This window comes from Sphingomonas sp. AX6, from assembly GCF_902506605.1.
Taxonomy (GTDB): domain Bacteria; phylum Pseudomonadota; class Alphaproteobacteria; order Sphingomonadales; family Sphingomonadaceae; genus Sphingomonas.
Genome location: NZ_LR733979.1, coordinates 714,600 through 735,000, shown reverse-complemented (window position 1 = coordinate 735,000; position 20,401 = coordinate 714,600). Strand labels below are relative to the sequence as shown.

Genomic DNA, 20,401 nt, shown 5'->3' with positions numbered 1-20,401 from the left:
CGCGTGACGAGGCCCCCCTCGTCGGTTGCCGTGTTGACGCACGGCACCCCCGCTCTGGCCGATATCGGTTTGCCGATGCCGGTGGCGGACGTGTCTCTAAATTGACCGTGGTGAGTGCGTTGGCCTCGCACGCGGCTGGGGCTATGTTCACCCGATGACGAGTCCCGAACCACTTAGCGCAGATCAGATCGAGCAACTCACCGATACGCAGCTGCTGGCTGTGTATCTCGCGACGTCGCAGGAAGTTGGCGACCCAGAGGTCGAACGCCTGATCCCAGAGATGCAGCGGCGCGACCTCGAATTCTGATCCGGCGATGTGCAACCACTATCGCCTGAACCCGGACGCGATCCCTACCTGGGCTGAATATGCTGGCTTCACCGTTCGTGCGACGGCGCCCGAGACCGACGCATGGCCGCGCCGGCAGGCGGCAATCGCGCGCATTGAGGACGGCGCACGCATCATCGAAACCATGCAATGGGGCGTGCCGCTGACGACCGCCGGCAAACGTCCCGGCACGACGGTCACCAAACGGATCACCAACGTCCGCAACCTGACCAGCAGCTTCTGGAAGTCAATGCTCACCACGCCTGCACGGCGGTGCCTGGTGCCGTTCACCGAGTTTGCCGAGCCCAAGATCGGCCAGGGCCGCGAAGAACACTGGTTCGACGTGTCCGATCGCCCAGTCGCGGCGTTCGCCGGGATCTGGCGGCCGACCGAGGAAGGCGATGCGTTCGCCTTCTTGACGACCGATCCCAACCCACTGGTTGCGCCCCTGCATCCAAAGGCGATGCCGGTGATCCTCGACGAGGCCGATTACGATCACTGGCTGACTACTGATTATGAGGGAGCCGTCGCGCTCGCGCAGCCGTTTCCGTCGCAGCTAATGGTTGTGCGATAAGGGCGCTCAAGCAGCTCGTCGGTTCTCCTCGAAGCGAAAATCGGCTATCAGGTGAGCATGCCAAAAAGCTTACTCGAAAACTTGGATCATTATCTGGAACAGGCCGCATCCTGCCGCAAACAAGCCGCATCGACGGACTTGGCAAAGGAGCGAGAGCGGTACAACAAGGCCGCTGCGTCATTCGAGCGGCTCGCCGACATGGCGCGAAGGGTCCAGCACAAACGTTCGTCCGAAAACGTCGATTCACACGCGCCTTAACAAGCACCACCCTTGCAATGTTGGGTTTTGTTCTCTCCCTGTTCTGGTTCGGACAAGGAGTGATTCGGTGCACCAATGCGACCCCCGCCACCAGCTGGAGCAACGCGCAGGCCAGCGCGGCAAGAGCCTGACAGAGCTTTCGACCCTGATCGGCCGCAACCCCGCCTATCTGCAACAGTACCTTCGGCGGGGCACGCCCAGACGTCTGCCCGAAGACGAGCGCCGGCATCTGGCCATATGTCTGGATATCGACGAGCGCGAATTGGGTGCGCGGGATCCGTGGACCCCACCACTGCAATGAGCGACCCGGTCCTTACCCGCGCGGCGCTATTGACCCTCGAAGAAGCCGTACACACCGCCCGCTATCTTCAGAACCCGCAAAGCTACGCGGTGAAGTTTGCGCTCGCCTATCTGCATTCGATCCAGCCGAGCGACCGGCGCGTTTTCGACGACTTCTGGCGTGCGCTATCGGAAGGGTCGGTATCCCGCGGCATCGCGCTCGAAAACAGTCATAGGGCGATCCACGCACACCTCCGCATCCCGCACCGGGATGAAGACATGTGGATTGTGTGGCGCGCGACGTTCGAGCGCCTGACCACGATCACCGGGCAGGGGAAGAAGAACCCATACCGTCAGGGTGAAGCCCCGCCTGCGCCTCAATCCAAGCCTGAAGTGCAATAAGGCGGAGTGCGGTTTCGGTGGCGATCAGCCGCTCGGCGACAGATAGTCCACCTTCTCCGGCGGTTTCATCAATTCGCGCGGCGGCGTCGCGAAGGCCGGGCACTGGCGCGTCTCCGCCACCACCGGGATCGGCGCGGGCTTGGGCGTCGAGTTGCAGGCGGAGAGCGTCAGCGCGGCCCCGAGCAGCGGCAATGCGGGCTTCATAATCATCGACGACATCCTTCGTAATCGCATCCTGCGCATTGCGGACGCGGTTGATATTCTCGGCATCGAGGCGGGCGGCCTGTTCGCGCGCGCGCCGCGTATCTGTGATTGTTGTGCCTAATCGCTGGATCGCGATCGGCACCTGATCGCGCGCGATGGTGCGACCGTCCGACCATCCGTAGACAACGGCCACGGCTTCGACGGCGCGATCATTAATCGCAGTCGCTTTGTCCGCCCGCACTTTCTCCCATGCGCCAAACGCGAGCAGCGCAGCGATGACGGGGAGATACCAGAACCTCATCAGGGTCATGACCCGCTCCACTTCTTGTGCGCTTTCGCGATTTTCACATGATACTGATTCTTGGCGTAGCCGGTGCCGTTATATCCCCGCGCGAACGGGATGTTGGCGGCGTGGACGTTGCTGATCTGCCGAAGGGCATTCACCAGTTTGGCGTTGCTGATGAAGGCGACGAATGCGTCGAGGTGAGCACGCTCGCTGTCCATCATGGCGTCCCAATATGCTTCGACCGTTGCGAACCCCGCCAGCCGGTGGTTGAACCCCATGATCTGGTATCGACCCACAGACGCCGACATCAGCGCCGCTCGGCGATCCAGCTGCATGGCGCGGTGCAGTCGCTCCCATTCGCCTTGCCCGCCGACGTAGAGCGCCTTGTTCCAGGACGCCAACGACAGGTTGGGATGCGCCGCGCGGAACCGTCCGTCGGTGTGCCGATCGAAGATATGAGCCTCGAACAGGATCTTGGGCAGGTGCGGCCCGTCGATGAAGCCGCCGGGTCCGTCCAGGTCGAGGATTGCCGAGCGAACATCGCTGAACCAGCCGCTCCCGCTTTCCACCTCGTCCACCGCGCGGATCTGCGCGACCGTGCAGCCCAGCAGCTTGGCAGCGGCAGCGAAGTCACCGGCACTAAGGCCAATTTGCTGATCGGAGTCCGCGCCGTCGCGCGGGATACCCAGCGCATCGGCAAAGACGTTGAACGGGTCGATATGGCGGGGGAGCATGACGCCCCCCGGCCCGAACGGCCGCACGGCGGCCGCGAGCTGCTGACGTGGCGTCATCATCAGTCCTTTCAGTCGGGAACTTGGTCGAGGGTGTGCATCGCGGCCTCAATCGCCGCCTCGTCGCTGGTGTCTGCCTTGGGCACCTCAATGCCGACCTTCTCGAGACCGACGGCCACGAACTTTTCGGCGATCTTCAGGATGCCCTCGCCCAAGCCAGCAAGGCCGGTGCCCCACAGGAACGCTGGGATGATGCTGGCGTGCGAGCCGATCACCACCACCGCCGTCGACGACAGCACCAGGACCAGCACCGCCACGTCGAGCGGCTTGGGGATCGATTTGGCGCGCATCGAGATGATCACCCGCGTGATCGCCACCGCGAACAACGCGGCGATCATGCTGGGCACCTCGAACGGATAGCCTAGGAAATGCCGCACCATAGGTTGCGGCGCGACGACCGTTGCCGCCGTAAGTAATCCGAACACGGACGCCCCCACACGCTCGAGAATCATCGAAACGTCACCACCCCGATCGAGGCGACGAACGTCAGTGCAACGACCGCGGCGGGTCGCCAGAGCATCGGCAGGGATGCCCACATATCGACGGGAAAGGGCTGCCGTCGCAGCTGCGGGACCAGCCCGCGAGCAGACAGCGAGAACAGCGCCAGTCCTGCCATCCCGAACCCCCAGGCGAACGGGTCGATGAACCGCTTGAACTCCAGCGCGCGCGCCGATTGCTCCGGAAACCGCGCATCCCAAGACCACAGATTGAACGCTTCAGCCCCGCATCGAAGGCACAGGCCCGTCGCCATTAGCAGTCCGGTCAATCGCCACAGCGTCACCGGGTCGCGCCAGCCGTCGCGCTTGCGGTTACGGCCAATGTGATACGCCTGCCAGGCGATGAACATCAGCATCAGGTAGAACCCGGCCGTGAACGTCGTCAGGTTGATGACGAACAACCACCCCTGCCCATCGAAACTGGGCGGGGCAGCCGTCATCGGACCCGCAGCCACCGCTTGGGTGGCCAGGCTGTCATTCGTCATGCAATCGCTCCGAAGATGCCCGCTATCGTCGGGCGAGATCACGCAGATCGTTGATCGTGACGCTCGACCGGAACGGGAGCTTCACGCTGAAGATGGAGTTGGCCGGTGGTACTAAGCGGACAATTTGCGGCTTCAGCCGCGGCTTTTACGGCTACGGCGGGTGCTATCTCAGGTGCTGTTTAGGGCGTCGTTTCTGACAGCGAACGCAGGTTTGATACCCGGGGCGCGAACTGCTGTTGCGCCATGAATGACCGCGAAATAGGCACCGCACAAATGCGAACATAAGGACCCCCATCCGATGACTTGAGCCTTCTAATTCCATCAGGACGCATCCTTCAAGAGGCTGCTGCCGCCGCGCGCGCCCGGCTGCCGTTCAGCCGCACCGCAACGAAAGCGAGCTCGCGCAGCCATGCGGGCGTGCGTTCCGCTCGCATTGCGGTCAGGAAGATCGCGTCGCCCTCGAGCTTCGAAAAGCGCAGGTCTTCGCGCAGGCAGTCATGGACGGCGGCGGCTTTAATCATCCGGCCGACAGGCAGAGCCCAGCGCAACCAGACCGGGACCGACGGCCCATCGGTTACGAAACCCGGCGGCACCCATACGCTCAAGCTCGATCCAAGGAACCCGATGTCGAACCGCATCCCCTCGACGATCCGGTACAGCGCGCGGCCAGCGCGGCGCTCGCCGGTGGGCTCGAACGTCGCATCGGTGAAGCTGCTCACTCCGGCCATCCGGCGTCGATATCGATCGGCTCACCCGCCTCGATCGCGTCCTTCAGCGCCCAGCTGCGCGCCATGATCGTCTGACCCCACGCGGCCATGCCGAGCAGGATGTGCAGACCTTCGGCGTAGCTGACGGTGATCGTTGCATTGCCCATTGTCCGGAACGTCGCGCCGATGACATCGCCATGCCCTCCCGCGACCGCGGCCGAGTAGCTGGCTTGCGACGTCAGCCAGTTGGTGCGATCCTCGTTGCCTCGCACCTGAAGCCGCTCGCCCACGAAGGCCGGATGCGCTGGTGGATAGCCAAGCCCAAACGCCTGCTCGATCCGCTGATCAACCTCGCGGCGACGCCCCTGGCGCACTTCTGCGTCGGGTATCGCCTCCGTTTCGAGCACCCGCACCGGCAGGCCGTCGTGATCCTCGAGCCGTGATCCGATGACGCGATGGCCGCTTGGTGGCGCGTCGGGCTCAACGATGGGATAGACGCCAATCGCGGCGCGCTCGGCATCGGTTGCTAAAGCGAGCCAGTCCGAGGGGTAGTTGATTTCGTCCAGTTCGAATGGTGCGGTTACAGCGATCCAGTTGCCGGACGAGAGATACGCATATTCTCGCATCATCCTACCACCTTGCAGCCAATAATCAGGATCTGCCCGCCCGAGTTTGCTTTTAGCATTTCCCCGGCTGCAAAGGCACGGGTCAGGGTCTGCCCGGTGTAGGGTGCGGACGCTATCGTGAGGATGCCGACCTGGCCCATCATGTTTGTTGGGGTGGCCACCTGAACCGACTGGCTGCCGTTGCCGCCTGTGTTCGTCGTAAACTCCATTTCTAAAGTCATCGCTGCTCTGAAATGATGGAAAGCGGTCATCTGACTAGCGACAATCGAGAACGAGGTTAGGCCCCCTGAAGTCGGCTTTCCTCCCGCAATCCGAACCTTGCCGCCCTCCGCGACCTTGTATCGCAATTCGGTCACGCCGGTTGGGTTGAGCACCGGGAAGGTGGAGAGATCGTCGGGCACCCAGTTGGAGGCGAACGCGAGCGAGTAACCGGCACCGGTGACGAAGATCGACCCCGCCTGGCCGGGCTTGAGGCTGCTCGGATTGCCGAGCGTTCGGTTGCCGCCCAGCGTGACAGCAAAGTTGATCCCGTTCGCCAGGTTTACAGCGATCGTCGCGCCATCGATCAGCGCCACCGGCACCTGCGCAGCCCAGTAAATATCGGATGACAGCAGCCGTTCTGCCGTCGCGTTGCGGAACTGCGCCACCGTCGCGGTGGGCAGGTTCTGCTTATAGCTCGCGACCAGGCCCAACTCGTTAGTGACGTACAGGTCGAACCCCGCGCCGACGCGCACGAAATAGAGCGCGCTAGGCTCCAGCACGGGTGGCAGCGCGGCCACCACCTTATGGGTTCGAAGCGCGGTCATGACTTACCAGGCCACCGTATTCCAGTCGGCACCACCGCCGACCGGCGCACCGTCGAACGTCAGCTCGCCCGCTGCCTCGCCCAGCTTGTTGAGCGTCGTCAGGTTGGCGTGCGCATGCCGCTTGGCGACCGCATCGTCGATGTTGGCGGGCGAGGAGGAAGGCTTGCCGGTAATATTGTCCCAGGCGAACGAAAAATCGGCCGATTCATATTCGGCGACCTTCGTGAACAGATCGGTCGCGGTGTTGAACACATAGAGCGCCGCGCCCGCATCCACCGTCGGATCGGCCGACGCATCGGTCACCAGCACCATCTGGTTGTATCCGGGATCGGCCAGCGCATCGCGCGCGGCGATATCGGCGACCACCTCGATCTGGTTGCGTTGTGCGACGGCCGCCGCAATCAACGGGCCAACGATCGCCTCGATCATCGCCGTGTTACCGATCGACTTCGCCGTTCCGGCGGCATCGGTCAGATAGGATTCGGCGACGTTGCCCGGCGCCGAGACGAAGTAGAAGGCATCGCCCTCCAGCACGCCCGGAAGGGCGGCGACCTTAAAGAATTTGAGTGCCATCAGTGCATTCCCTTCACCATTCGCGCGCGGACCAGTTCGCGCCTGAAACATTGGCCTCGGCCTGGGGGCCGATGATCGCCGCCACCGCGGGCAGTTGGCCCGGCGGCGTCGCGATCAGCGTCTTGCGATCCGGACCCCGCCAGCGCAGCGCCAGCCGCGGCGCAGGCTTTCGCCATTGCAACGTCAGCATCAGGTCGCTTCCTCGATCTGGATCAGCAGCGGTTCGGTCTTCTCGACATCGCCACCAGGCAGCGTCAGCACGCCGTTGGTGATGTAGACGCCCGGTGCGATCGTCGCCGAAGTCGCGGCATCGATGCGCAGCAGCCAGCCCGGATCGACCTCGCTGCCGCTGGCGATATCGGACACATCAAACTCGGCGACCGCTTCGATATTCGCTGCCGGTGCCCGCTGCGCGATCGCGCGCTTCAGCACCGCGGTCACTTCGATCCCGGCAATGTCTTGGGCTGTCGCGCCGACGGCCTCGAGCACCACGGCGATCGTCTCGCCGCGCTGGAAAACATAAGGCGGCATCATTCCTCCTCGGGTGCTTCAGGCGGCAGATAGATGTCGCCCTCGACCATCTCGCGCTCTTCGATCACCGGCACCGGCCGCGGCACCAGGTCAGCAAACGCTGTCATCAAATCCCAGGCGCGGAGCATCTCGGTGATTTCCTGCGCGGCGATCCAGTCGAGCCACTGGTCTAGCGTGTCCGACCCGTCGCCGATCCCGCGCGCCTGGCTGCTCGCCTCGCGCACGAACCCGCGCCCGTTGATCGTCAGCACCTGGCCATCGGCATCGACGAACGATCCCGACGCCATCAGCCCCGGCGTGCTGGGCACCAGCGGGATGTTGGCTGGCGTGGAAGGTTCAACCACCACTGGCACAAAGCGGATGCGCGCCACCTTGTCGTCCGCCTGATAGGCAATTTCGCGATACGGCCGCTCAGCCGTAGGCACGTCGTTCAGCCCCGGATAGCCAGGGATGCGTGGATAGGTCATCGCTGGCGCTCCTATGGGATTTGGTAGTTCGGATCGGTGCGGATGCCGCCACCACCGCCGCCACCGCCGGTCGAGGGCGGCGTGCCGGCCGCGCCGGAGCCGGTGAAGACTAGGCCGACGTATCGCCGCCCTGGAGCGTCAGCGAGCACGGCAGGATTGGTGGTCCACTGATAGAAGCGAGCCCCGCCCGCATAGGTCGGATCATCCTCGAAAATGTAGATGTTGGTGTTGGGCTCCATGAACGACACGCTGCCCGAGCCGTAATTGATGGTCCCCGCGTCATCCTTCACCGAATGCGCAGCAATCGTGATGGCGACGTGATACCCATTGCCTTGCGGCGCGGCCGACAGCGGGTTCGCCGCGACGCCACCCACCAGATAGATCTGCTGCGCTCCACCCAGCGCGAACTGCGTGTTGGCACGGCGGCTCGTCGCGCGACCATTCGTGTCGAGCAGCTGCGTCTTCTGCTGAAGCGGCTGCGTGACCGTGTTGACGGTCGTGCTGATCTTCGTGTCGGCCGCACCCGCGTTGATCTGTGCCTGCGTATTGTCCGCGTTCGGCTGCGCCATCATCGCCGCGACCAGGCGATCGGCGGCATTGTCGGCGTTCACCCACAGGTTCTGAAGCGCTTGTGGCGTCGTTACCGGTGCCAGCGGCGTGTCGAAATCGGCATTGTCCCATTGCGGAGAAAGCGCGCCGAGCACCTTGCCGAGCGATGTCGAGGGCGCGCTCCCGTCCGGCCCGATGATCGCATAGGCGTCCTGCTGCGCCTGGAAGACCGACGACGGATAGCCGAGCGCGATATAGCGATCGACCGCCCGCTGGTACTTGTTCACCAGCGCCTGCCATTCCTTGACGTAGTACCACTTTTCCCCGCGCGAGATGATGCCGTCACTGTCGATGGCCGCGACCCGGTCGGCGATCGTCGTCACCCGCGTGTCGGTATAGACGCGCAGCGCCTCCGCCAGGGCATCGAGCATCGCACCGTAATTGACCAGGCGGGTGCGGGCTTCCCCCGTGTTGACCGTGGTCGAGACGTTCGGATCGGACCAGGTCGGCACCGCGGCCAGGAAGTTTTGCCAGCTGCTGCGCGCGGTGCTCGCATTCGTCCGCGCCGTCGTCAGCGCTGCGCTGCCCCCGATCGCCGCCGCCTTGCTGTCCAGCAGCGACCAGGTCGCCTCCAGCGACGCATTCTCGCGGAACAGGACCGAGCGCTTCTCGTAGGGCGTCCACACGCCATCGCTGTTGAGCGGCAGCAGGGCGTCGAGCGACGACTGAACCGATTGCGGGATCGTGCCGAGCAATGCCGCTTCGAACGCCGCTACGGCCGCCAGCGCCACTTGCCAGCGGTTGCGATAGGTGACGGGGTTGATCGCCGTGTCGGTCGCGCCATCGGTGAATGGCGGGTTGAGCGAGTTGAGATAGGTGCCAAGGCTGCTCGGCCGCCCGTTATAGACCGCGTTGCCCGCTGCCGATCGTTCGTCGAGTGCGTCGGCGGGCTGCCCCAGCGCATCATGCCGCTCGACCAGGCGATTCAGTCGATCGACCAGCGCATTGTAATCCTGCTGGACCTCGGCCTTTTCCTGTCCCGCCGTCAGCCAGCCATCGGCCGCGATGCGATCGACCCGGTCCTGCGCGGCCTGGCCGACGGCCCGGGCCCAGTCGCGCATCGCCTGCGTCAGCGCGTTGAGCGTGGTTTCATAGGACAGCAACCGCGCACGGTACGTTGCCCGATCGATGTCCGACGGCCCGGTGACATCGTACCAGAATTTCGGCCCGATCTCGCCCAGGAAGCTGTCCCAGGCATTGCGCGCCGTGATCAGGTTCGCTCGCGCCGTCGCGACCGCAGCGTGCGCCACGCCCTCTGATTGCGTGATCAGTAGGCCATAGATCGCGTTGAGCCGCTGGTTGTTCGGCGCAAGGTCGCGGATCTTCTCATCGACCGTCAGCACGCCATCATCGGCCAGCCCGGCAATCGCTTCGGCGGCGTCGCTGATATCGGCGATATCGCCCAGCACGTCACCGACCGGCCGCCCGCCGATGTTGAGCACGTCCAGCGCTACATTGTCGCCGGTGACGTCGGCATTGTCGTCGGGCTTACCGTCCCCTTCGACGCCATCGCGCCAAGAGACATAGGTTCGGCCGATCGCGACCGGTTCCAGCAATTGGCGATCGGTTAGCGCACCGCGCACGCGGTACTGGACGGAAACCTCGTAAACCGTGTCGGCGGCGACCTGCATGATGGTCTTGCGAACCGCGTTCACCGCTTCGTTGCCGGCGCTCCACCACTCGGTGGCACCGATCGGCCGGTATTCGAACACCACGGCCTCAGCAGCGGCGTTATCGACTTCGCCTTGCACAATCAACGCGGGCAGGGGGATGCCTTCGCTGTCGATCGTGCCCGACATCGCCGACCAGCCTTCCGGCGCGTCCAAGTCGAGCGATGGGACCGATAGGTCGGGCGTCGGCGGCGGTGTCGTCGTTTTGCCCAGCGCGTAAGGGTGCTTGCCCGCCGTTTCCGTCCGCGCGCTGAAGGTGACGCCCAGGTTGCCGGGATCGAGATCGCGGGTGCGTAGCACGACTTCGCGATCAACCAGGTTCGCCTCCGGGATCTGCAGCGTTACGCAGTCGCCGGGCAGATAGGCCAGATGCGCGAAGTTGCACGGCAGGATGATGCCGTCGATCTCGCGCGCATTCATCAGCTCATACGTCGCAAGCTCGGCCGCCTGCTTGGCGTGCTGAACCAGCGCATAGGTAATTTCGCGGGGGCGCGGCGCGCCGTCGAGCGCGATATACTCGTCCACCTTCACCGCGGTGAGCGGCACCATCTCCCAGCCGTGGCTCTCCAGCCGAATTCGGGCGATGATCGTATTGCGCCGCGCGCGCTTCGATGCAGTCGATGGCGCGATGATATCGCCGACGATATCGGCCGAGGTGATCGTTCCGATCGACACTTTCGGAGCGGCAACCGAACAGGCGAGCTTGCCTGCAATCGGAAACACCTCGCCACCGCCCGCCTGGGCAAGCATCTTCAGAATGTCCCAGTCGTTGTCCGTCGTCGCGTACACCACCCCGCCGGCCTTCCAGCCGTTGGCGTCGGAGACATTCGCCGCCTCAACGAAGGTCGACACCAGCACACCGCTGACCTTGACCCCACCGCCTGCGATCAGCTGGCCGTTCTGCACCCGGCCCAGAGCGTGCTGGAGGCCGTGCAGCCACGGGCACTCGGTATAAATATGGGTGGAGGGATCATCGGCTCGGCACGGACCCAGCCCGCCTGGATAGGTGCTGTCCTGTCGCGGATCCCAGCAATAGACGCCTTCCACGACCCGCCCGCGTTGCGGAATGCCGTTCGGGAATTTCTTGCCCTTGCTGTCGAAATCGAGCGTCCAAAGATCAGCAGCAAGGCCAGACAGCTTCGAACTGGCGTTCCAGCCGGGAAAATAGCCCGTCGGCGCTTGCAGCGCGCGTGCCTCGGGCGAGAAACCGCGCTGGCTGTCGAGCCACATATTGCCCGAATAAACACCAACCGCCGCGCCAGACCCATTGAACGACACCGCAACCCGGTCGACCAGCAGCGGCCCCAGCGCCTTGACCGGACCTAGCGAATAGACGGTGACCCAGCTTTCGCGCTGGTTCTTCATCCGGCTGCCCGGATCGTCGTAATATTGGCGATGGACGACGTTGCCCCCGACGAACGTCCGACCGATCGCAATCGGGACGCCAGCCTCCTTGTCGATCTTGAACTTCGTCGCATTGCCGAGGGTGACGGGTCGGCCAGCTGTTGCGGACGATGCTGTAAGGGCCACGGCGCTGACAACTTGCGAGACGCTTGCGATCGTGGCGATCGTTGCCGTCGTCGCCGATGCAGCGAGCACGCCTGCAGAGACGGCAGCACCGACGCCCGTGGCCGCCAGCGCGACCGCGCCGACAACAATTGCTGCAGTCCGCAGGGTTTTTGACATAAATGGTTCTCTCAAGGAGATTTATCGATGATTCTCATTGCCGCGCTGGTGCTGCTCGGAGGCGTCCAGGAAGGGCCAATCGGCAAGTTTTCCGACCGGGCGCCTCAGGTCAAAGTCACGACGGAAAGGCCGCTTGGTGACGTTGAAAGATGCTTGATCGATTTGGCCGGAATGCTGGCGCCCACAGTCTATCGGCAACCCGACCGGCCAGACGATGCAACACTGATATGGTTCAATCCGAACGGGCTTTCGTCAGCGCGAGTAGACCTAAAGAGAAATGACAGCGGCACCGAGATTACAGCCTGGATGCCTGCCAAATTCATTGACCGTTGTACGAACCCTATGTCCGCCACGCCGCGATAAATTCGACCGGCTGGAGGATGTCAGCCCCGTCAATGTCTTCGTGATAGCCGAGCGTTCGACCGTTCCCGACCGCGATGTGTAGCGCCCCATCGAGCGGCCCTTCGCCCGGCACCATGATGATGTCGCATGGCCGGGCAGCGGCTGGCGCAATTCGCTCGAGCCCGAGCGCGTCCAATGCATCGGCGATCGTATTGAAACCTGCGCGTTTCAGCGCTCGCTTTGCCCCAAGCAACGTGGTGTACGTTCCGGCTTTGCCCAACTGCGGGCGGTATCCTCGCTTGCGCAGCACATAGGCCGCCATGCGAACGCAGTCGTTCTTGCCAAGTTTGAATGGCTGATGCTGGAACCGGGCCATCGTAGCCTTTGCCACGTCGCGCCGTTTGACCATGTCGATCAACGCATCACCTCGTTCATGTAGAGACCGCCGCCACCGCCGCCGCCGCCATATCCACCGCCATAGGTGATGCCGGAAGGCGCGCTCTCGGCGCCCCAGTAGCTCGTCTTTTCGATGCCGCTCATGTTGTTGAGCCCGGTTTCACCCGGAAAGATCTGCTGATGCCACGAATCGGAGAGGCGAGCGCCTTTCTCAATGTCGTGAAAGTCCTCAAGCGCCGACACGCACCGCCATTCGATCGAGCGGCCCGAACGCCCGACACGCAGGCGCGGGACATCGATCTCGCCCGCGAAGATCTGCACCGGATCGGGGATGAGCAGCCCGGTAGCCGGATCGAGGGCGCCAGCCCAACCGGTGACGATGCTCCCCTGAATTGCGGCAGACGTCAGGATCGATACTGCGGTGCCGTTTGGCGGCACGAATGTCAGCGACCAGTCGGGTGCTTCGTCCCGACCGCCGTCCATGAGGGCGCCAGCAGACTGGAGCACTCCAAATCGCGCATCGCGTCCGACGAACACCTTCTCGCCCCACGGCACCTCACCGGACCCTACTAGGTGGCGGAGCGTCCAGCCGGGCATCACGATTTCGATCAATGGCGCGATCGGATATTTGCCGGTGCGCAATGCCGCGGTCATCTGCGGCGTCAGGCGCAGCGTCATCGCCGCTCTCTGATCGAGAAGGTGACCGGCTCCAGCTTGTCGCGAACGAAGCTCCTGCCTTTGTCGAACCCGACCAGCGCTCCTTCGATCATGGGGTCATCGAAATGGCACTTCTCCGCATCCACGGTGATGAAGCGAAGCATTGGCCAGATCGGAATTGATAACTGGCCGCCGGCCGGGACCGGCAGCGGTGCGACTGGGACCGCCATGTAGAGATAATGGACACCCAGATGATTGATCGAGAAAGGCTGACCGTAGCGGACCACCGCACCGACGGTCAGGCCTCGCACCGCCAGCGTCGATCCCGTTTGACCCGCGCCGTTGACCACTGCGCCGCCTCCGACCCCCGGGGCGGGCATGTCATAGGCTCGGACCTCCATGCGGGCGCTGTCGGTCGATGCCCGCATCAACGACGTCAGCAGCCCAGTGCAAGCCTCATTACGAATAAGGATCGCTGTGCTGACATCGGCAATCCATCGATCGCCGACGCGCGGGTTCGGCAAGTCCGGCCCGCCGAGCGCGCCTTCCTGCTCGCTGCTGAACAGCCGGGGGCGGAGCGCGAAACGATTGATCCGCACCCACGGGATATCGATTGCCATCTATGTCAGCCCCAGCTGCGCCCGAGTTTCTTCGCCTGATTTGCCGCCATCTGGGCTTCACCCATCATCGCGCCGCCGGCAGCACCCTGCGCGGCGGCCAGTGCCATGCCATCAGCAACCCACGTCCGGACTTCATCGGCAAGCACTGCTCGGTCGGCGTAAATGTTGACGGTTGGACCGGCCCGCCCCCGATCGTTCGCCGCGAGCAGGCGTCGCGTGTCGTTCGCCGTCGAAACTTGCGATCCGCGCGGGAGATAGGCCAACTCGGGGCCGAATTCGCCCAGAAGCATCGCGCCGCCCGACGAATGGTGTGTACCAGCCGCGCTGCGTGGCAGTGATGCCGCGAACGCCGCATAGGCACTGCTATTGTCGGGGACCGGCACGCCGCCACCGCCCGCAAACAGGCCCATGATCGACCCGAGCGTCGGCAAAGCCTTGTCGCCGTTGATCATGTTCTTCAGCGGATTGAGCAGGGCGAGCTTGATGAATTCGGACTTGAGCATGTCGAGGATCCTGCGACCGCCTTCGCCCCAGTCCTCCCAGGTCGATGGCGACAGCACGGTGTCGGCGAACTCCGTCCCAAAGCCTCTGATCTCGTCCCAAGCGCGCCGCTGCCGTTCGATCTGCTGATAGATGTCCTCAAGCGTCGCTTGGTTGGCGATCAGCTGGGCACCCTCCGCGCTGTCGGCGGATACGCCAAGCCGCTTTAGGTCGAGGATCAGGCGGAGCTTGGCCAGCGTGCCTTCGCGAACGTTGTCGTTCGCAGCGGTGAGTGACAATTCCCCGCGGGCCAGCGCCAACGAATCCTCTTGCCCGGCCATCATCTGGGCGAGCGCATCCGCGCGGCTCTTGTCGCGCTGGCGCTCGGCCTGGCGCAGCTGATCCATGATCTTCAGCGCGTTCTGCACGGCGACATCGGCGCCGGACAGTTTCGCCTTCTCCGATTCGAACGTGTTCAGCGCGCCGCGGCGATAGCGGTCGGCCACTTCCTCGCCGATCTCGTTGCGACCCTGAGCCGCGGCGATCTTCTGAAGCTCTTCCGCATATCGCGCGGCCGCGGCCGATAGCGGATCGTAACGTTCGGTCAGCCGCGCCAGGTCGCGCTCATATTCGCGTGCCTGCTGTGCTTCGTCCTTGAACGTTGCGGCATCAGTAGGCGCGCGCCGGAAGCCAAGCACATCGCGGCGGTTGAACCCCGCCGTACTGACCGCGTCGCCCTGGTTGCCGCCGGTGACCATCACCTTGCCGTTTTGCTCACCAGCATAGAAGCCGACATGGCCCTGCGCCTGGTTGCTGCCGCGTTTCAGCACGACGATGTCGCCCATCTGCGGCTTGTTTGTCGCGGTCCCGTAATCGAGGAAGGATCGCGCGGCGAGGCTGTTGGTGCCGGGCAGGCCATTGGTGGCAAGCACTGCGTTTACGAACGCCGCGCACCACGCGACCATCTTGGGGTCGATGTTCTGGTTCGCCTCGGAAAACAGCGTGCGGAGCGACGACCGGCCAGACGCGGTGTTCTCGCTTAGCCCGTTATACCGCTGAGCAGTCATCAATAGCTGGGCGCTGCGCTCGGCGTTGATCTGGGTGCCCAGACCGGGCGTTCGAGTCTTCTGCTCGCGTTCGCGCGCCTCTTTCAGCGAAGCTTCGCGGCGCTTTTCGATCGCCGCGGTTTCGCGCTCTGCCCAAGCGGTGGCATCCTGACCGGCGCGCGCAAGTTCTCGGCCGCGCTTACGAATAGCGGTGATCTCGCCGTCGTATCGCCGATTGATCATCGCAATGGCGTCGTTGGAACGCTTGCCGGTTTCAATGGCCACATCCACGCCGAATGCAGTCAGCTGTTGGCGCAGCCGCTGCTCGACACTGCCTATCCGTTCAAGCGCCGCCTCGGTTTCATCGATCTGTCCAACGATGCGCGGGAGGTTCAGCGCGGCGCGCTCGTTCGCCTCACCCGGCCCGCTGGCACGGCGCATCTCCGCCTGAAGAAGTGCCCTTTGGTCCTCCAGGCGTGCGCGCGTGGCCGCTGTCAGTGCCTCAGCGAGGCGAACATTGGCGTTCGCACTTTCATAGGCACGCTCGGCCGACGTCTTCTCAAGGTTGATGCTTTCGCGCAGCGTGTCGTTCTGCATTCGCATCGCTTCGTCGAGACCGTCGATCGAACCGCGGAACATGTCCTTTGCGCGCGCTGCGCGCTGGCTTTCTTCCGCGTCCTTCCGGAGCTTTTCGACCAGATCGTCGAGGCTCTCACCCTGCTCAAATAGCCCCTTGGTGAACATGCCAGCGAGCATCAGCCCGCCAGTGATTGCCAGGCCCCAGGGCCCCATCAGGAAGCGCGCGACCGATCCAGCCTTACCCTCGACGTTTGCGAACTGCCCGGCAAGCTGCGCACCCTGCACCGCGAATGCGTTGATGGGATTGGCACCCATCGAGATCTGGGTGAAGAAGTCCTGCACCTGATAGCTGACGCCGATCATCGCTTGGCGGTGCGCACCAGCACTGACGCCGCCACGCTGATGGGCCGCTGAAACCTGATCGAGCGCGTTCTGCTCCACCCGCAGCTTGGCGACGTATTGGTCGAGCGACAGCACCCCGGCGCTGACCAGCGCGCGCGCCTCCACCATCTCGGCATTGAAGCGATCCTGAGCGGCCGCCGCCGGGTCGATCGCGAAGACCAGCGCGCGAGCACGGGTCTCCATCTGCATATAGGCTTGGTTGAACACCAGCGCCGATGCCTGCGCCGACTTGCCAACATCGTCGCGGTTGCCGGCGAAGCGCTCGACATTGCGCGGCGTGATGCCGCCATACGCCATCTCGAGTTTCGCCGCCGTATTCGCTTGCCGCTGGATTGCGGCCTCGACGTTCTTCCCTTCGCGCTCGAACGAACGCGCCAGCCGAATGGCCGATGTGTCACCGCTCGTAGCGATGTCGTCGAACATGCGTTTGACCTCAGGCGCACCCTCTCCCCCGAGGCGGATGGCGACGTTCTTCCTCATGCGTCACCCCCTCCGTCATGGTCGCCGGCATATTGAGAGACGATCGCCATCTCTGCGGCTGGCAGAACGTCCGCCAACATCTCGGCATCAACGCCCAGCGCCTCGCCGATCGTCATCACCGCCTGAAAATCGAGTGCAAACGGCGCGCCCATGCCCCCAACCCTCAGCTGGCGGTCGCAACGGGTCAGGACGTCCCAGACACCTTCGGCTTCGACCGTTTCAAGCTGGTGCTCGCGGTACGGGCACGCTTCGCAGCGGCCTTCGGTTTCGGCGTTGCAGCTGTGCTGGCAGTACCTTTCGCCCCGATCGCCGCCGCCCCACTCCCATTCGGCGAGGCGGCGGAGACGTTTTTTTCCCGTTCCCGACGGACGTAGGGCATCACGTAGGCTGCATCGAGCGCGTCGAAGTACACAGGATCGGCCAGCATGTCGGCCAGCGCTTCGCGGCTGAAGGTGAGTGGCACGAACGTGCCATCTACCTCCTCCATCGCGCCCTTCCAGTCTTGCGCGCCCTCAAGGATCATCGCACAACTGAGCGCATCTCCCAGATCTTCCATCTGGATCACGAAGTCGTCGGTCTCACCCTCGGCGCTCGGGCCATGCACATCCCGTCCAAGTTGCTCGAGCGCCTTTCGGCGCGCACGGCGCACCAGGGTTCGGTCTATCGGGGCAAACAGAACCTCCCCGCCCACGACAGGCAGCCATGTCGGTCCCGCCTGCGGTTTGGACACGACAAAGCCCATTATCGCGCGCCGCTCTTGTCGAGGTGGACGAAATCGCCATTCTCGATGACGTAGGAGCCGTCCTTGACCTTGAGCTTTGGGGCCGGGCGGGGTTTCTCGGCGGCGATCACCGAAGCGGAATCCGTCACCGGCTCTTTGGACTTCGCGGTCATGCGTAGGACTCCACGTCGTTGATCAGGGTGGCGGTCATCACGACGCCCTCATCCGACGAAGCCACGAATTCCACAGTCTGCTGAAGGCCGGCAGGCCCTTCGACCGGCAGCTTCACACGAGGCAGAAACACGCGCGGGGCGGAGAATTTCAGCGAGTGAGGTCCGCGCACCCATCCGAAATCGATCGCGCGGGGTGTTCCGTCGCGGCTGGAATCCTGCAGCGCACCAGTCAGGTTGCGCAGTACCAGCGAACCAGTGAACGACGGCATACCCGGATCCACGTCCTCGATCTCGCCATCAGGCTGGATCGTTTCGACTTTGTCGAGCCCGTTCGAATAGGTGAACTGCGCGCTGGCGATGCCGCCCAGCGTGTCGACACCTTCCGCGATCGACCCGCTCGCCTGTGCGAACCGCTCGATTTGCTCATATTCGACCAGCGTACCCGCCGACGACGCCTCGATCGGGTTGGTCTCGCCCTTGCCGATCATTGCCAGCGTGGCGTTCAGCAGCCCGCTGCGCTGCATACCGATCTGGATGGTGTTTGCGCGCAGGCCGTAGTTAGTCGTGAACTGCGGCACTTCCGGCAACGCGACCTCCGCCGATGCCGACGGCAGCGTTGCTGCGCCGCTGGTGAAGACATGGGTGAACGTGCCGCCCGATCCGGTCGTCGCCGGTGCGCCGAGCAGGAGGCGCAACCAGAAGCCGATGGCCCGTGTATCGACCGGCACCACCAGGTTGCCGTCATTCACGACGACGTCGCGCGTCGGATCGAAGGGCGCGCGGCCCTGTCCGAGCAGATCGCTTTCGATCCAGCCTTGCGTCGCGCCCAGCTGGTGAGAAACGAAGGGCAAACGGCGATATCCGCTGGCGGGCGGGGCGCCATAGGCACTTTCGAACCCGACATGCAGCCGCGCATTCGCACCGCGCGCGCGCTTCGATGGCAGAATGGCCATGACAGTCTCCTTTGGACGAATTCAGATCAGGGGGTTGGACGTGGCGTAGGACGCGATCACCGTGAACTCGGCGCTCTGGCCGATTATCGCACCTTGCTCGTTCGCTTCGGTCTCGACGAAAGGCGCAGTGACTTCACACCAGTCGCACAGGCCACCAAGCGTCGGATCGGAACAGATGGCGGTGGCTAGAACGGCCAGATCGTCATCGAGCAGGCTTTCTCCGACCGGCTTCGGCTGTCCGAATTTGATGAAAGCGACCGGGATGGTGTGGGAGTAGCGATAGGTCGGTGGGCACAGATCGATTTCGGGGTCGCCGGGCTCCCCGCGTGAAATCAGGATCCGTCCGCCCTCGGCTTTTGCCCGCCGCGGCGCCGCTTCACTGCCATCGATCCCAACGAAATCCACCTGGATGCCGAACAGGGCATCGCTGATGCGACGATGTAGCGCGGCGAGGACGGCGGTCTGCTTGCTCATCGCCCCTCCAGCCGCCGCTCGAACTCTGCAGCGTAATTGTCGGCCCAGCGGCGGGCGGTGGCGTCCAGATCGAACAACCGGGGCACTTTCACGCTGGGCACGAGCACGAACATCAGGATCGGTTCAGCGGTGCGGCCCTGGCGCGCTCTGCCTTTGGTGGCGGCGCGCACGGTGCGGCGGTTCTTGCTGCGAACGGCATTCAGAAAGGCGAGCACTTGCCCGGCGCGGCCGCGCTTGTAAAACAGGTCCTGGTTGAATGCGTGCTCCACCTCGGCTGGCGACATGGGCACCCGCTTCGACCGCCCGGTCTGGCGACGCGCCATCGGCACGCTCTTCGTCGGAATAGCGAGGAAGCGCTTGCCAGCGAGCGGCATGATCGTGGCGCCGCGGGCATAGCCGTCGATGATATCGGGCGCGTTCGACCAGATATAGCCGGTCGGCGTCATGCTGCGGCGCCGTTCGGGATAGACCCGGTCGCGCCAGGTGTTCGCCAGGCGCTGGGATAGTCCCGCACCGGTGACCTGTCGACGAAGCTCCAGCAGCGCCTTGCGGCTGGTCCCGCGCATCGCCTCCGTTGCGGCGGTCGAGATATCCCCTTCGACGTCCTGCATGATCTGCCGCAACCCCGGCAGATCGACGCTGATCTTCACGGCTCAAATTGCTCGGCGGGGCACGTCCACTCCAGCCCTTCGACATCGGTGCGCGGTTCGCCAACCAGCCGGAATGACCCTTCCGCGATGACGATCACGTCGCCGTCCATTGGCTCGGCGCGATCCGATCGGCGGATCAGAAAAGTGTCGGCGCGAGCCACCACATCGGACTGCCCAAATCCGATCTCCTGATCTTCCTGCGACCTGATCACCCGCACGGGGTCGGGCAAGGGATCGCCCCCGTGCGGGTGATACGCGGCCGCCATGGACCCCGGCGCGAGGTACTGCGCGTCGAGTGCCATGGCGAACGGGTCCATCGCTAGACGATCTGACCGGTCAGCTTGACGCGGACGGTGGCATCACCGGACGCCGCAGCTTGTATGGCAGCGCCAATCAGCGTGTTGTTCGTCGCAGTCGTGGTCACGTTGAACGCCGTATTGTCCCAATACAGCTTCTGCCCTGCGGTCACTGCGCCTGCGGCCTTCGGCAGATCGAAAACGCCTTCCGTGACACCAGCTACAGGTTCGCCGCTTTTCACGGTCGTCGAAGCGACTGCGAAGATTGCGCCGACAAGGAAGGCAACACCGCTGAGCAAATCGCGCGGTGCAGTTAGGGTGAGATTGTTACCCTGCTGTACGAAGTTCTTCATGGG

At 64.0% G+C, this 20,401-nt stretch carries 29 protein-coding genes; 5 read left to right on the top strand and 24 right to left on the bottom strand.

Annotated elements, in window-relative coordinates:
* The first annotated feature begins 154 nt into the window (after positions 1–154).
* From ENHY17A_RS03650 to ENHY17A_RS03635, 4 genes are all read left to right on the top strand, one after another.
* Entirely contained in the window at positions 155–307 is a 153-nt protein-coding gene (locus ENHY17A_RS03650) for a hypothetical protein (protein ID WP_159710174.1), read from the top strand.
* A gap of 7 nt (positions 308–314) precedes the next feature.
* Positions 315–899 (top strand): SOS response-associated peptidase family protein, encoded by a 585-nt coding sequence (locus tag ENHY17A_RS03645; protein ID WP_159710172.1) that lies wholly within the window; start codon positions 315–317, stop codon positions 897–899.
* A gap of 325 nt (positions 900–1,224) precedes the next feature.
* The gene (locus ENHY17A_RS03640) at positions 1,225–1,458 is read left to right on the top strand and encodes a hypothetical protein (RefSeq protein ID WP_159710170.1); all 234 of its coding nucleotides are present in this window, start codon (positions 1,225–1,227) and stop codon (positions 1,456–1,458) included.
* A complete protein-coding gene (locus ENHY17A_RS03635) occupies positions 1,455–1,838 on the top strand; it encodes a hypothetical protein (RefSeq protein ID WP_159710168.1) in 384 nt (127 codons plus the stop codon). Before ENHY17A_RS03640 ends, ENHY17A_RS03635 begins: the two co-directional genes overlap by 4 nt.
* Here ENHY17A_RS03635 and ENHY17A_RS03630 read toward each other — a convergent pair.
* The 12 genes from ENHY17A_RS03630 to ENHY17A_RS03575 form a co-directional block, all read right to left on the bottom strand.
* The gene (locus ENHY17A_RS03630) at positions 1,759–2,352 is read right to left on the bottom strand and encodes a hypothetical protein (protein ID WP_159710166.1); all 594 of its coding nucleotides are present in this window, start codon (positions 2,350–2,352) and stop codon (positions 1,759–1,761) included. The genes ENHY17A_RS03635 and ENHY17A_RS03630 overlap by 80 nt on opposite strands.
* Positions 2,349–3,122: an N-acetylmuramidase family protein gene (locus ENHY17A_RS03625; protein ID WP_201296334.1), complete on the bottom strand. Its 774-nt coding sequence runs from the start codon at positions 3,120–3,122 to the stop codon at positions 2,349–2,351. The genes ENHY17A_RS03630 and ENHY17A_RS03625 overlap by 4 nt, the downstream gene beginning before the upstream one ends.
* Before the next feature lie 8 nt (positions 3,123–3,130).
* On the bottom strand, positions 3,131–3,544 hold the full coding sequence (locus ENHY17A_RS03620; protein ID WP_159710164.1) for a hypothetical protein: 414 nt from the start codon (positions 3,542–3,544) through the stop codon (positions 3,131–3,133).
* Positions 3,545–3,567: 23 nt separating this feature from the next.
* Positions 3,568–4,101: a hypothetical protein gene (locus ENHY17A_RS03615; RefSeq protein ID WP_159710162.1), complete on the bottom strand. Its 534-nt coding sequence runs from the start codon at positions 4,099–4,101 to the stop codon at positions 3,568–3,570.
* 335 nt (positions 4,102–4,436) lie between these two features.
* Positions 4,437–4,820, bottom strand: coding sequence for a DUF1353 domain-containing protein (locus ENHY17A_RS03610; RefSeq protein WP_159710160.1), 384 nt, complete (start codon positions 4,818–4,820; stop codon positions 4,437–4,439).
* Positions 4,817–5,437, bottom strand: coding sequence for a DUF4376 domain-containing protein (locus ENHY17A_RS03605; protein WP_159710158.1), 621 nt, complete (start codon positions 5,435–5,437; stop codon positions 4,817–4,819). The genes ENHY17A_RS03610 and ENHY17A_RS03605 overlap by 4 nt, the downstream gene beginning before the upstream one ends.
* The gene (locus ENHY17A_RS03600) at positions 5,434–6,240 is read right to left on the bottom strand and encodes a hypothetical protein (protein WP_159710156.1); all 807 of its coding nucleotides are present in this window, start codon (positions 6,238–6,240) and stop codon (positions 5,434–5,436) included. The genes ENHY17A_RS03605 and ENHY17A_RS03600 overlap by 4 nt, the downstream gene beginning before the upstream one ends.
* 3 nt (positions 6,241–6,243) lie before the next feature.
* The gene (locus ENHY17A_RS03595) at positions 6,244–6,813 is read right to left on the bottom strand and encodes a hypothetical protein (protein WP_201296333.1); all 570 of its coding nucleotides are present in this window, start codon (positions 6,811–6,813) and stop codon (positions 6,244–6,246) included.
* A gap of 13 nt (positions 6,814–6,826) precedes the next feature.
* Entirely contained in the window at positions 6,827–7,003 is a 177-nt protein-coding gene (locus tag ENHY17A_RS03590; protein ID WP_159710154.1) for a hypothetical protein, read from the bottom strand.
* Positions 7,003–7,347: a hypothetical protein gene (locus tag ENHY17A_RS03585; RefSeq protein ID WP_236547730.1), complete on the bottom strand. Its 345-nt coding sequence runs from the start codon at positions 7,345–7,347 to the stop codon at positions 7,003–7,005. Before ENHY17A_RS03585 ends, ENHY17A_RS03590 begins: the two co-directional genes overlap by 1 nt.
* The gene (locus ENHY17A_RS03580) at positions 7,344–7,811 is read right to left on the bottom strand and encodes a hypothetical protein (RefSeq protein ID WP_159710150.1); all 468 of its coding nucleotides are present in this window, start codon (positions 7,809–7,811) and stop codon (positions 7,344–7,346) included. Before ENHY17A_RS03580 ends, ENHY17A_RS03585 begins: the two co-directional genes overlap by 4 nt.
* 11 nt (positions 7,812–7,822) lie before the next feature.
* Positions 7,823–11,776: a hypothetical protein gene (locus ENHY17A_RS03575; RefSeq protein WP_159710148.1), complete on the bottom strand. Its 3,954-nt coding sequence runs from the start codon at positions 11,774–11,776 to the stop codon at positions 7,823–7,825.
* A 27-nt stretch (positions 11,777–11,803) separates the two neighbouring features.
* On the opposite strand from ENHY17A_RS03575, the gene ENHY17A_RS03570 reads away from it, so the two are divergent.
* On the top strand, positions 11,804–12,139 hold the full coding sequence (locus tag ENHY17A_RS03570) for a hypothetical protein (protein WP_159710146.1): 336 nt from the start codon (positions 11,804–11,806) through the stop codon (positions 12,137–12,139).
* Here the strand turns inward: ENHY17A_RS03570 and ENHY17A_RS03565 are convergent.
* The 12 genes from ENHY17A_RS03565 to ENHY17A_RS03510 are packed head-to-tail and all read right to left on the bottom strand — an operon-like array spanning position 12,117 to position 20,398.
* Complete coding sequence (locus ENHY17A_RS03565; protein ID WP_236548012.1) at positions 12,117–12,527, bottom strand: DUF6950 family protein; 411 nt, start codon at positions 12,525–12,527, stop codon at positions 12,117–12,119. The two genes, ENHY17A_RS03570 and ENHY17A_RS03565, sit on opposite strands and share 23 nt — an antisense overlap.
* 5 nt (positions 12,528–12,532) lie before the next feature.
* Positions 12,533–13,192 carry a hypothetical protein gene (locus tag ENHY17A_RS03560; protein ID WP_159710142.1) on the bottom strand — a complete coding sequence of 220 codons (660 nt, stop codon included), beginning with the start codon at positions 13,190–13,192 and terminating at the stop codon, positions 12,533–12,535.
* Complete coding sequence (locus tag ENHY17A_RS03555; protein WP_159710140.1) at positions 13,189–13,791, bottom strand: hypothetical protein; 603 nt, start codon at positions 13,789–13,791, stop codon at positions 13,189–13,191. Before ENHY17A_RS03555 ends, ENHY17A_RS03560 begins: the two co-directional genes overlap by 4 nt.
* 5 nt (positions 13,792–13,796) lie before the next feature.
* Positions 13,797–16,778, bottom strand: a complete 2,982-nt coding sequence (locus ENHY17A_RS03550; protein ID WP_159710138.1) for a TIGR02594 family protein — start codon at positions 16,776–16,778, stop codon at positions 13,797–13,799.
* Positions 16,775–16,930: a DUF7697 family protein gene (locus tag ENHY17A_RS03545; RefSeq protein ID WP_159710136.1), complete on the bottom strand. Its 156-nt coding sequence runs from the start codon at positions 16,928–16,930 to the stop codon at positions 16,775–16,777. The genes ENHY17A_RS03550 and ENHY17A_RS03545 overlap by 4 nt, the downstream gene beginning before the upstream one ends.
* A gap of 32 nt (positions 16,931–16,962) precedes the next feature.
* Positions 16,963–17,520, bottom strand: a complete 558-nt coding sequence (locus ENHY17A_RS03540) for a hypothetical protein (protein ID WP_159710134.1) — start codon at positions 17,518–17,520, stop codon at positions 16,963–16,965.
* Positions 17,520–17,672: a hypothetical protein gene (locus ENHY17A_RS03535; RefSeq protein ID WP_159710132.1), complete on the bottom strand. Its 153-nt coding sequence runs from the start codon at positions 17,670–17,672 to the stop codon at positions 17,520–17,522. The genes ENHY17A_RS03540 and ENHY17A_RS03535 overlap by 1 nt, the downstream gene beginning before the upstream one ends.
* Positions 17,669–18,625, bottom strand: a complete 957-nt coding sequence (locus tag ENHY17A_RS03530; protein WP_159710130.1) for a phage tail tube protein — start codon at positions 18,623–18,625, stop codon at positions 17,669–17,671. The genes ENHY17A_RS03535 and ENHY17A_RS03530 overlap by 4 nt, the downstream gene beginning before the upstream one ends.
* A 21-nt stretch (positions 18,626–18,646) precedes the next feature.
* The gene (locus ENHY17A_RS03525; protein ID WP_159710128.1) at positions 18,647–19,099 is read right to left on the bottom strand and encodes a hypothetical protein; all 453 of its coding nucleotides are present in this window, start codon (positions 19,097–19,099) and stop codon (positions 18,647–18,649) included.
* Complete coding sequence (locus ENHY17A_RS03520) at positions 19,096–19,749, bottom strand: DUF6441 family protein (protein WP_159710126.1); 654 nt, start codon at positions 19,747–19,749, stop codon at positions 19,096–19,098. Before ENHY17A_RS03520 ends, ENHY17A_RS03525 begins: the two co-directional genes overlap by 4 nt.
* The gene (locus ENHY17A_RS03515) at positions 19,746–20,066 is read right to left on the bottom strand and encodes a head-tail joining protein (protein WP_443018284.1); all 321 of its coding nucleotides are present in this window, start codon (positions 20,064–20,066) and stop codon (positions 19,746–19,748) included. Before ENHY17A_RS03515 ends, ENHY17A_RS03520 begins: the two co-directional genes overlap by 4 nt.
* A 2-nt stretch (positions 20,067–20,068) precedes the next feature.
* Positions 20,069–20,398: a DUF2190 family protein gene (locus ENHY17A_RS03510; RefSeq protein ID WP_159710122.1), complete on the bottom strand. Its 330-nt coding sequence runs from the start codon at positions 20,396–20,398 to the stop codon at positions 20,069–20,071.
* Positions 20,399–20,401 lie beyond the last annotated feature (3 nt).